This window comes from Roseiarcus sp., from assembly GCF_052145395.1.
GTDB lineage: Bacteria > Pseudomonadota > Alphaproteobacteria > Rhizobiales > Beijerinckiaceae > Roseiarcus.
On sequence record NZ_JBKQOT010000215.1, the window covers coordinates 1 to 10,378 of the forward strand.

The following is a 10,378-nucleotide window of genomic DNA, read 5'->3' on the forward strand; positions in this document are numbered from 1 at the left end:
CGCGCGCGACGCCTGTCAAAGGATTTCGAGGCGACAATCGAATCCTCACTCGCATGGCTCCAATTGGCCCTCGCTTTCCTCCTTATGCGAAGGATTGCGCGGAAAAACGAAGCCGTTTGAATTTCGAGGCGGGCTCTCATCCGGACATGGTTTCATGAGAAGTCTGAGCAGCCCTCGCCGGAAAGCCCAATTACCCCATATAATACAATGAATTAAGAGAGCGAAAAAACTCGCAACCACCTACATAGGCCGCGTCCCTCGCCCAACCGTCCCTCGCCCAATCGTCCCTAAAGGGCCGGCTTCCGAAACCCTCATATGAGGGCTCGGCAGTCAACCGCCAAGCGTCGATCTCGGTGAACTCCTGGTTACTCCTGGTTCGGAGAGCACGCTCCCTGCCAACCTCGTATCCGGCGGGATCCTGCGGCCGCGATCCCCCGATGACCGCTCTACGTCGATTCGCGACATTCAATTCGCTCGGGACGAATGTCTCTCCGGGTCGAACTAGCCCCTCCCGGGCGATACCAGTTCAGGCGCCGAGCCTCAGCCTTGCACGCCTATAACGCGGCGGTCGCCGCGCAGATCGGCCCGCGGCATTGCGCCGCCCAGTCCTGAATACTGTCGGCCAAGAGCCGCCAAGTCGAGCTTACCAACTGTTCATGCGGTCGCCATCGGAGCGTAAACGGTCGCCGCGCATAAGGGCTCCATCGCGCTGGATGATAAAAGGTCCGGCGAACCCAACAGTTATGGAGCTAAAGAAGTGGGCAATCTGTTTTCCGTTCGTCCGGGCCGGCCGAAGTCCTTGCGCGCGGCGTTGCTTGGCGCCGCAGCTGTCGCCGCCGTCGGCGCCGTGACGATCGAGGCGCTGCCGTTCTCCACCTATCCCGCTGTCGCCGCGGCCCCCGTCACCTCGGCGGGCCCGGCGTCCTTCGCCGACGTCGTCGACCACGTCAAAGGCGCGGTCGTGTCGGTCAAGGTCAAGATCGACGAGACCAACGCCTCCGATGAAGGCGACGCGCAGCCGATGCCCAATTTCCCGAAGGGCGGCCCCCTCGACAAGTTTTTCCGCCAGTTCGGCATGCCCGGCCAACAGTTTGGCGAAGGCGAGCAGCATCAGCGCCCCCACATGGGCATGGCTCAGGGCTCGGGCTTCTTCATTTCTCCTGACGGCTACATCGTGACTAATAATCACGTCGTCGAGCACGCGACCGACGTCACCATCACCACGACCGACGGCAAGACGATCGCCGCGCGCGTCGTCGGAACGGATCCCAAGACTGATCTCGCCCTCTTGAAGGCCAAGGAAGGCTCCGACTATCCGTATGTCTCGTTCGCCGCGCAATCGCCGCGGGTCGGCGACTGGGTGATCGCGGTTGGCAATCCGTTCGGCCTCGGAGGCACCGTCACGGCGGGCATCGTCTCGGCGCGCGGCCGCGACATCGGCGCCGGCCCGTATGACGACTTCCTGCAGATCGATGCGCCCGTAAATCACGGCAACTCGGGCGGCCCGACCTTCAACGCCGAAGGCGAGGTGGTTGGCGTCAACACCGCGATCTTCTCGCCGTCGGGCGGCAGCGTCGGCATCGGCTTCGCCATCGCCAGCGACGTCGCCAAGACTGTGGTTGAGCAGCTCAAGGACAACGGCAAGGTCGCGCGCGGGTGGCTCGGCGTGCAGATCCAGCCGGTGTCGCAGGACATCGCCGACAGCCTGGGCTTGAAGGACGCCAAGGGCGCGATCGTCGACAAGGCCGAGAAGGACTCGCCCGCCGCCGCCGCCGGAGTGAAGGACGGCGACGTGATCACCTCGGTCAACGGCGAAGCGGTGTCCGATTCGCATGACCTCGCCCGCAAGATTGCGGCGCTGGGGCCGAAGAAGGAGATCGAACTCACGATCGTTCGCAACGGTTCGCCGCAGACCGTGAAGGTCCAGCTCGGCTCGGCGTCGGACGACCATCAGGCCAAGGCGGACGCTCCCGAGCAGCCTTCCAAGGACGCGATGGCGAAGTATGGCATGGCGCTCGAGCCCGCCACCGCGGTCGAGGGCTCCGGCAAGACCGGTGTCGTCGTGGCCGAGGTCGATCCGGACGGCGTCGCCGCGCAGAAGGGCATCCAGACCGGCGACGTCATCCTTCAGGTCGCCGGCAAGCCGGTGTCGCGCCCGTCCGAGGTCGCGGCGGCGCTCGACGCGGCCAAGGCCGACGGCAAGAAGTCCGTGCTGATGCAGGTCAAGAACGACAACGGCACGCACTTCGTCGCCTTGTCCACCCAGACTGTCTCGTAATCGAGCGGTTTGACCCGACCGAGGGGCGCCCCCCTTCGTCCCTCGCCGGGTCACGCGGCAGGCCGGTTCCCGCAAGCTGGCCTGCCGCGCTTTGTGCGCCGCGCTGATCCTGCGCGCCATTCCCATCTGGTCTGGCTCGGGATTGTCGGCTCATCGAGAGCCGCGCCAGGCCACGCGGCAGGCCGGTTTGCGAGGACCGGCCTGCCGTTCGCGCGGGGATGACGAGCCCGTCGCGTCTTCATCAAGGCCTCCCGTCGTCGGGATCCCAATACCGCTTGCCGAAGCGCGCGACCAGGAAGTCCACGAACGCGCGCACCTTCGGCGACAGGTGGCGGGAGTGCGGGTAGACCGCGTTCATCGCAAGGTCCTGAGGAACGAAGCGGTCGAGCGCCGAAACGAGCGCGCCTGAGCGAAGGTCCGCGCCGACGATAAATGTCGGCAGGCTGGCGACGCCGAATCCGGACAGGGCGAAAATTCTGAGCGCATCGCCGTTGTTGGCGCTGACTCGGCCCGACACCGCCACGAGGCTTGGCTTGCCGTTTTCATCGACGAAGCGCCATTCCTGGGTGCGCGCGACGTTGCTATTGCGCAGGCATTCGTGCGCCTTCAGGTCCTCCGGCGTTTGCGGCGTCCCCCGGCGGCGGAAATAGTCCGGGCTTGCACACAACGTTCGGCGAATCGGCGCGATCCTCCGCGCCATCAGGCTCGAATCGGGCAGGGCGCCGATGCGCAGCGCCACGTCGAAGCCCTCGTCGACCACGTCGACAAAGCGGTCGTTGAGCGAGAGATCGACGTCCACCTCGGGAAATCGGGCGAGGAATTCCGGCATGGCCGGGGCGAGATGCAGAAAGCCGAAGCTCATCGGCGCGCTGACCTGCAGCCGGCCGCGGGGGCTTGCCTGAAGCTGACCGAGGGCGCGGTCGGCGTCGTCGAGATCGGCCAGAATGCGGCTCACCCGCTCGAAATAGGCCCGGCCCGCTTCGGTGAGATTGAGAGAGCGGGTGGTCCGATTGAGCAGGCGCGCGCCAAGCTCGCTCTCGAGCGCGCTGACGTTTCGGCTGATCGCGGATTTCGACGAGCGAAGCCGCCTGGCGGCCTCCGAGAAAGACTGGGTCTCGGCGACCCGGACAAAGGCTTCGAGTGCGGCGAACCGATTCATATTGTTGCTCCAAAAGCAACAGTTATGTACCGGGAACCTAGATTGTATCGCCGCGCGCCGCAAGCTAACCCTTTGCGGGTCCAAATCCGGTCCGTATGGCGCTGAACGGTCGCCTCAAGGGCCCGTAGCCGCCGCGGGGACACTGCGTGGATCTGATCGTAAACAATCCCTTCGCCCCGGTCCTCGCGGCCTGCCTTGCCGCCGCCCTGATTCTGGCCGGCGCCGCTCGGTTCGCCAAGCTGCGCTTGGCGGCGACCCTTGCGCCGCCCGTCATCTTTCTTGTCGGCTATGTCGCGACTTACCAGAAGATTCCGCCCTTCCCGCCGGTCGGCGCCTCCAACAAGGTGTTCTACGTCGCGCTTGTTGCAACGCTCGGCGCAGCGGCGCTCGACGTCGTCGGCCGCTTTCGCCGCTCGGTGCTCGCCGGCGCGTCCTCGCTGCTCGCCGCCGTGTGGATAGGCTGGACGAAGCTCGCCAATCCGGATGCGGCGACGCTCGTTCTGTTTGCGGCGCTGGTGGTCGGCGGCGGTCTTGCGCTCTGGGGCCTCGACCGCCTCGCGACGTTGTCGGCGCCGTTCGGGAGCGGGGCGAACGCGCTGGCCGGCCTCGCGGCGGTCTCAGCCCTTTCGGCTCCGACTCTGCTGTTCGGCGGCTCGTCGACCGGGGTCGGACTGTGCCTCGGGCTCGCGGCCGGGGCGGCGGTCTTGTCGGTCGAGGCGCTCGGCGCGCGCCGCGGTCTTCAGCCTGCCGCCATGCTGGGCGCGGGCGGCGGCCTCGTCGCCGCCCTCGATACGATCGCCCTTGTCACGCGCCGCGCCGATCCCTTTGCGATGGCTCTGATCGCGCTCGCGCCGTTTCTCGGCCCGTGGGCGGTTCGCCTGTTGTCGCCAGCCCTCCGGAAGCGACCCGCCGTCGCCTGGATCGTTTCCGGGCTGGCCGTCCTGTCACCGCTGCCGGTGATCGTGGCGCTCCTCTTGTTGCGTCACGACAATCCCCTTGGAAGTTGAGGAATCCCATGCGCTCTCACATCCCGTTCGCTTATGCGTCGCTCGCCATCCTCGGCGCCGCCGCGCCCGCTGTCGCCGCCGATTACAAGATCGACCCCAACCACACCCATGTGTTATTCTTAGTCAACCACCTCGGTTTTTCGAACATGATCGGCCTATTTTCCGACACGACCGGCACGATCGGTTTCGACCCGACCACGCCGGCCGCAAGCAAACTCAACATCGACGTCAAGACCGAGAGCCTTCAGTCGCAGTTCGCGCCACGCGACGCGGATCTCAAGGGCGCCGACTGGTTCAACGTCGCCGAATTCCCCGACATGACGTTCGTCGGCAAGACCTTCACCAAGAAGGACGACAAGACCGGCGAAGTGACCGGTGATTTGACCCTGCTCGGCGTCACCAAGCCGGTTACGCTCGAGGTCACGCTCAACAAGTCCGGCGTCCGCCCGACCGACAAGGCCGAGACCATTGGCTTTTCCGCCCGCGGATCGCTGAACCGCTCGGACTTCGGGATGAAGACCTTCATCCCCTACATCAGCGACAAGGTCGATCTGATCATCGAGACCGAGGCGACGCGCTAAACCGGCGCGGACGGCCGCCGGCTCTGCTGAGTCTGATAAATCAGAAATACGCTGGCCATGGCGAAAGGGTTTTTCGATTTTCAGATTGCACGGCGAGATTTTTGTTCGAATGGGCAACTTTTGCTCGGTTCGAGAGACGAAAGTTCTTGCTTTTGGTGCGCCGAGGCAGTAGTTTGTTGGAGTGCGGTGCGTTTGCCCGCACGTGCCCTCCTTGGGCGTTTCCTCCCTAGACTTGAAGGCCGCCGAAAGGCGGCCTCCTTTTTTGGGCCTGCCCTCGGACGGGTGAGGCTTTCATGCGAGTGGGAGGCGCGCGGGGAAATTCGCCTTCGTGTTCTCTTAGAGTCGGCGTCCCGAAAGCGCTCGGGCGAGGAACTGGCCTCCGTGACGCAGGCCGCCAGCGTCGATGCCGTGGCCGACCCCGAAGGAAATGTGCCATTGAACGGGGATGCCGGCGCCCGCCAGTACCTCGGCGGCCATGAACGTCGCATCGATCGGGATGAGCGGGTCCTGGTCGCCGTGGATGAGCAGGACCGGGGGAGGCGCGCCGCGGGCGTCGCGCGCCGCCGCTTCGCTCAACCTCTCGGCTCCGACAAGCATGCCGGAATAGCCGACGATTCCCGCCGGGGCGAGCCGGCGGCGCAGGCCGACGTGCAGCGCCATCATCGTACCCTGGCTGAAGCCGACGAGAGCAAGCTTCGATTCGTCGAGGCCGAGGCGCTGAAGCTCGGCGTCGAGGAAGGCGTCGATCGCGCCGCGCGCCTTGACGACGCCGTTCCAGCGTTCCTCGGCGCCAGACGGATCATCCGGCGGCCGGTTGGAAAGCGCGAACCATTGGCGGCCCATCGGCGACGCGGTGCAGCGCTCGGGCGCGTGCGGCGAGACGAAAGCGGCGTTCGGCAGGAGGGCGCGCCACTGACGGCCGATCTCGATCAGGTCGTTTCCATCCGCGCCGTAGCCGTGCAGAAAAACCACCAGCGCGGTCGCCCGGCCTGCGTTCGCTTGTATCCGGGGTCCGTCCAGGGCGACGCTCATCGGGATGGCTCCAATCCAGCTCCGGCGCCGCACTTAGCCTGATCCGTCGGCGAGGACCATCCCGGAACGCGTCTTCACCGCGCGATAGTAGGCCCACAGCATCCGCGCAGCCACGCCGCGCCACGGGCGCCAGCGCTCGGCGATCCGCTCGAGCCGCGCTGCGGGCGGCCGCGATTTCAAGGCGAGCGCCAGCTTCGCCGCCTCCTGAAGGGCGAGGTCGCCGGCGGGAAAGGCGTCGGGATGGCCGAGGCAGAACAAGAGGAAGATGTCCGCCGTCCACGGGCCGACGCCGTTCACGGCGACGAGCGCCTTGTGCGCCTCCTCGGCGTCGAGTTCGGAAAGTCCTTCGAGGTCGAGGCGCCCTTCGACAACCGCCTCGGCCGCCGCCCGGAGGGCGCGCATCTTGGGCGCAGACAGACCGCAGCCGCGCAGGTCCTCGTCGGCGGCCGTCGCAAGGCGTCGGGCCTCGAGCGGCGCAATCCGCATCTCCAGACGGCCGAAGATGGCGCTCGCGCTCGCCACCGAGACCTGTTGCGAGACGATGATTGCGGCGAGCCCCGCAAACCCGGGCTCCCGCCGGCGCAGCGGCGGCGGGCCGCCAATCGCGAGGAGACGGCCGATCAGTTCCGGATCTTTCGCGCGCAGCGCCTCCGTTCCCGCGCTGAGGCTCGCCTGATCCGCGATCGGGGGGCCAGGATGGTAGATCCGCCGCGCCGACGCGCGCTTCGTCCGACTTGCGCGGCGCGTCGCTTCATGCATCCGATTTTCCGCCATGAGCCTGGACGCCACCTCCGTCTCGCCAGTCCTTCGGTTTGCCCCGACGCCCAATGGCGCGCTGCATCTTGGGCACGCCTATTCCGCGCTCTGCAATCAGCGCCTCGCCGACGAGACGCGGGGACGACTGCTGTTGCGCATTGAAGACCTCGACCGGACCCGCTGCAAGCCCGCGTACGAGGCCGCGATCCTCGATGATCTGAATTGGCTGGGTTTGCGCTTCGACGGATCCCGGCGGCGGCAGAGCGAGCACGCCGAGGACTATGCGGGCGCGCTCGCCCGTCTCGAGGCGCGCGGTCTCGTCTACCCGTGCTTCTGCAGCCGTGCGGAGGTTGCGCGCGCCGCGATCGGGCGCGATCCCGACGGCGCGCCGCTCTATGCGGGTCGATGTCGCGCGTTGCCGGCGGTGGAAAAGCGGGCGCGTCTCGCGCGCGGCGACAAGGCGGCGTGGCGGCTCGATATCGGGCGTGCGATCGCACTCGCCTCGGCGCGGATCGTGTGGCTCGAATACGGGGAAGGGACGGCGCCCGAGGCGCGCGCGGCCGATCCGGCGACCTGGGGCGACGTCGTGTTGCGCGGACGCGATCTCGCCGCGAGCTATCATCTGGCCGTCACGATCGACGACGCGCTTCAGGGCGTTACCGACGTCGTGCGCGGCCGGGACCTCCTGGCTGCGACCTCGGTCCATCGGCTGCTGCAGGACCTGCTCGGCCTGCCCGCGCCGCGCTACCGTCACCACCGCCTCGTGGTCGACGCCGGCGGCGACAAACTGTCGAAAAGCCGCAATTCGCCTTCGCTCGCGGGGCTCAGGGCGCAAGGCGTGACCGCAGCTGATGTCCGCAGGGCGTTAGGCTTTCCGGGCGAGGGCGCTCCGGCTATCGCCGTCACCCTCAGTCGGTTTTTGCTCAGTTGATCTTGGCGGTCACGCTGGCGGGGGCCTTGTCAGCCGCCTCGGCGGCGGGCGCCTGCGATCTCAACTGGTCGATCCGGTCGCGCTCGCGCCTGAAGGACGCCAGCATCTTGCCGTCGAACTCGCGCGTACGAGCGAGTTTGATCGCCATCGGGTCAACGAAGTTGCCGTTGATGATGACTTCGTAGTGGAGGTGCGGTCCGGTCGCGAGGCCAGTCTGCCCGAGGTAGCCGATAACCTGGCCCTGCGCGACGTGCGCGCCTTCCGTGATTCCCCGGCCGAAACCGGACATGTGATTGTACGTGGTCACGTAGCCATTGGCGTGCTGGACCTCGACCCGACGTCCGTAGCCGGAGTCCCATCCCGCCTTGATGACGACGCCGTTGCCGGCGGCGAAGATCGGCGTGCCGATCGGCGCGCCCCAGTCCACGCCGGTATGCATCCGCGAGAAGTGCAGGATCGGGTGAAAGCGCATCCCGAACGGCGAGGTGATGTCGCCCTCGGCGATCGGTTTGCGCAGAAGGAACTTTCGGTTGGAGCGGCCGCTCTCGTCGTAATAGTCGACGCTGTTGTCGTCGGGCGCCTGGAAACGATAGTACTTATAAGTCTGATCGTGGACGGTGAGCGTGGCGTAGAGGAGTTCGGCGCGCGGGTCGACGTCGTCTGGATCGGAAAAGAACGCCTCGATTGAATCGCCGGGCGTGGTCGACCGCTGGAAGTCGACGTCATTGGCGAATATCCGCGTCAAAAGCTCGACCATCGGCTTCGGCAGGCCCTGCTTCAACGCGGTTTCATAAAAGCTTTGATACAGGCTCATCCCGCCTGAATCGCTGTCGTCCGCCCGCGGCTTACGCGCTCCGACCGCCGTCCTGATCGAGACCGGCGCGTAAGTTCCTGCGTCGTTGATCGCCACGGTCGCCTTGAGCTGATCGTCGGCGTAGACCGAGACCCGGGCGATCCGCGGTTTTTCCCCTCGTACGCTCGGCTCTTCCGGGAGCAGAATGATCTTCTGCCCCTCGCCGACCGGCGCCTCGCCGCGCTTGACGCCGAAGGCCGATAGGATCGCAGCCGCCGCCTCGGGGGCCGCTCCATTGGCTTTCAGGACGTCCTCGAAGGTCTCGCCCCGCCGCATCTGGACCAGCTTCTCGGTCGGGGAGGCGTCCTCGGAACCGGCGGACTTGGCGACATTCGTGACGTTTTCCGGGATCATGCGCACTTCGATCGAGGCGAAGGGCGCGCTCGAACTCACGCTGCCGACCGTCGCGTAAGTGAGCGCGGACCCGAGCGGGTCGCCTCCGGCCTGGCTGGTGCGCATCAGCATGAGCTGGGGGGGCAGCGGCTGGGCGGGCGCTTTCGGCGTCTCGGGCTGGACCTTCAGGGTCTCGACCACCTGCGCCTGCGCTTCGGTCGCCGACAACTCGCCTGTCGCGAGGGCGGCGTCCCCCGCGCTGAGGTCCGTCGTGCGGAACGACACTTCGGCGTCGTCCTGCACCGGCCCAGGATCCGGGGCGGCGTCCGCCGTCTCCGCCTTGTCGGACAGTTTGAGCGGATTGAAGGGCGGGACCGCGTCGGCAAATCCGGTCGGCGTCAAGGTAAGGGTCGTCTGCAGTCGCGTGATGGCGCGCGCCTTCACGACCTCCTTGTCGCCGACCTTGATGGTCGTCGGAACGCTGTAGGTCTGCGTGTCGGAACCGATGTCGACGGGCCGCAGGAGCCGGTCGCCCTTGCCTGGACCGACGCCCTCCTCCTGCGAATCGGTCGGAGCGACGCCGGTCACGAATTCGGGCGCCTCGGCGAAATCATACTGGCTGTCGAGATCGAAATAGAGCGCGGCGCCGATCAGCGCCACGCCGCTGAGGCCGGTGAGCGCGGCGCCGGCGAGCCATCTCAGCGACGCACGGCGACGTTCGGCGCGATCGAGCCGGTCGTCGCCGCGCCGGATCGGCGCCTCGACGCCGAGCTCGAGGCCGACCCCGGCGACGCGATCGCCGCGCGCGCCAAGACGGGGAAAAGCGGCCGTTGCTGTGATCAAAACCTGTCTTTCCGCTCGTTCCCGTCGTCGGGACCGCCCACGGGCGCTGTCCCAGTGCTAACGCCGTGTCGGCCGCGACGCTATCGCCGACCGCGACTCGCCGCCTTCGCCCGGGCCTATTGCGCGCAACCATGGCGAATACGCGGCGAGCGTTGTTTTCTCAAGCGCTTTCGCGACAGTCATGAAGCTGTGACAAATTTTTCAAAAAAGTGTTTGACAGGAAAATCCGAGTTCCCTATATCCGCACCACCGACGGCGCTGCCGCGACTGCGGTTGGTTTGCCATCTGGTCTTCAGATTGGAACGATCGAACCTCCCACCTGCTGAGAGGCGGGTATAGTGGGTTTGGTCGTTTTTGGTCGCCTGCGGGTGATCGCGCATGGTTAGAAGGGTTTGGGGTTCCGATTTTCGGAGAGAGCGGACGCTCCTTCGGAGGGAGAGCGCCCCGGGAGTTTGCGGTTTCGGCCTTCGGGCTGGAGCGAAGCTTGCGCTGTTTGACAATTTCATCGGAAGGAAGAGAGACGTGGGCGGCGTGGTCCTTGCGTCTGGGTTTCTTTCTGCTGGTTTGGGTTGGCTGACAGGCTGATCTGGGTTGGCGGTTGGATT

Annotated in this window: 8 protein-coding genes and 1 pseudogene; 5 read left to right on the forward strand and 4 right to left on the reverse strand. The window is 66.4% G+C overall.

The window, feature by feature from the left end:
• Both ACLP25_RS07325 and ACLP25_RS07330 read left to right on the forward strand, forming a co-directional pair.
• Positions 1-120, forward strand: a pseudogene (locus ACLP25_RS07325) (IS5/IS1182 family transposase); the annotation flags it as partial.
• A 637-nt stretch (positions 121-757) separates the two neighbouring features.
• The gene (locus ACLP25_RS07330; protein ID WP_442468556.1) at positions 758-2,278 is read left to right on the forward strand and encodes a Do family serine endopeptidase; all 1,521 of its coding nucleotides are present in this window, start codon (positions 758-760) and stop codon (positions 2,276-2,278) included.
• A gap of 241 nt (positions 2,279-2,519) precedes the next feature.
• Here the strand turns inward: ACLP25_RS07330 and ACLP25_RS07335 are convergent, their stop codons facing one another.
• Complete coding sequence (locus ACLP25_RS07335) at positions 2,520-3,437, reverse strand: LysR substrate-binding domain-containing protein (protein WP_442468557.1); 918 nt, start codon at positions 3,435-3,437, stop codon at positions 2,520-2,522.
• 146 nt (positions 3,438-3,583) lie between these two features.
• On the opposite strand from ACLP25_RS07335, the gene ACLP25_RS07340 reads away from it, so the two are divergent.
• Both ACLP25_RS07340 and ACLP25_RS07345 read left to right on the forward strand, forming a co-directional pair.
• On the forward strand, positions 3,584-4,444 hold the full coding sequence (locus tag ACLP25_RS07340) for a hypothetical protein (protein ID WP_442468558.1): 861 nt from the start codon (positions 3,584-3,586) through the stop codon (positions 4,442-4,444).
• Between the two features lie 8 nt (positions 4,445-4,452).
• Positions 4,453-5,025 carry a YceI family protein gene (locus ACLP25_RS07345; protein WP_442468559.1) on the forward strand — a complete coding sequence of 191 codons (573 nt, stop codon included), beginning with the start codon at positions 4,453-4,455 and terminating at the stop codon, positions 5,023-5,025.
• A gap of 336 nt (positions 5,026-5,361) precedes the next feature.
• On the opposite strand, the gene ACLP25_RS07350 is transcribed toward ACLP25_RS07345, so the two are convergent.
• Positions 5,362-6,057, reverse strand: coding sequence for an alpha/beta hydrolase (locus ACLP25_RS07350; RefSeq protein ID WP_442468560.1), 696 nt, complete (start codon positions 6,055-6,057; stop codon positions 5,362-5,364).
• A gap of 33 nt (positions 6,058-6,090) precedes the next feature.
• On the reverse strand, positions 6,091-6,816 hold the full coding sequence (locus ACLP25_RS07355) for a DNA-3-methyladenine glycosylase family protein (RefSeq protein WP_442468561.1): 726 nt from the start codon (positions 6,814-6,816) through the stop codon (positions 6,091-6,093).
• A 13-nt stretch (positions 6,817-6,829) separates the two neighbouring features.
• Here ACLP25_RS07355 and gluQRS point away from each other — a divergent pair, with 13 nt between their 5' ends.
• Positions 6,830-7,744, forward strand: coding sequence for a tRNA glutamyl-Q(34) synthetase GluQRS (gene gluQRS / locus ACLP25_RS07360; RefSeq protein WP_442468562.1), 915 nt, complete (start codon positions 6,830-6,832; stop codon positions 7,742-7,744).
• On the opposite strand, the gene ACLP25_RS07365 is transcribed toward gluQRS, so the two are convergent.
• On the reverse strand, positions 7,737-9,773 hold the full coding sequence (locus ACLP25_RS07365; protein ID WP_442468563.1) for a M23 family metallopeptidase: 2,037 nt from the start codon (positions 9,771-9,773) through the stop codon (positions 7,737-7,739). The genes gluQRS and ACLP25_RS07365 overlap by 8 nt on opposite strands.
• Positions 9,774-10,378: the final 605 nt, after the last annotated feature.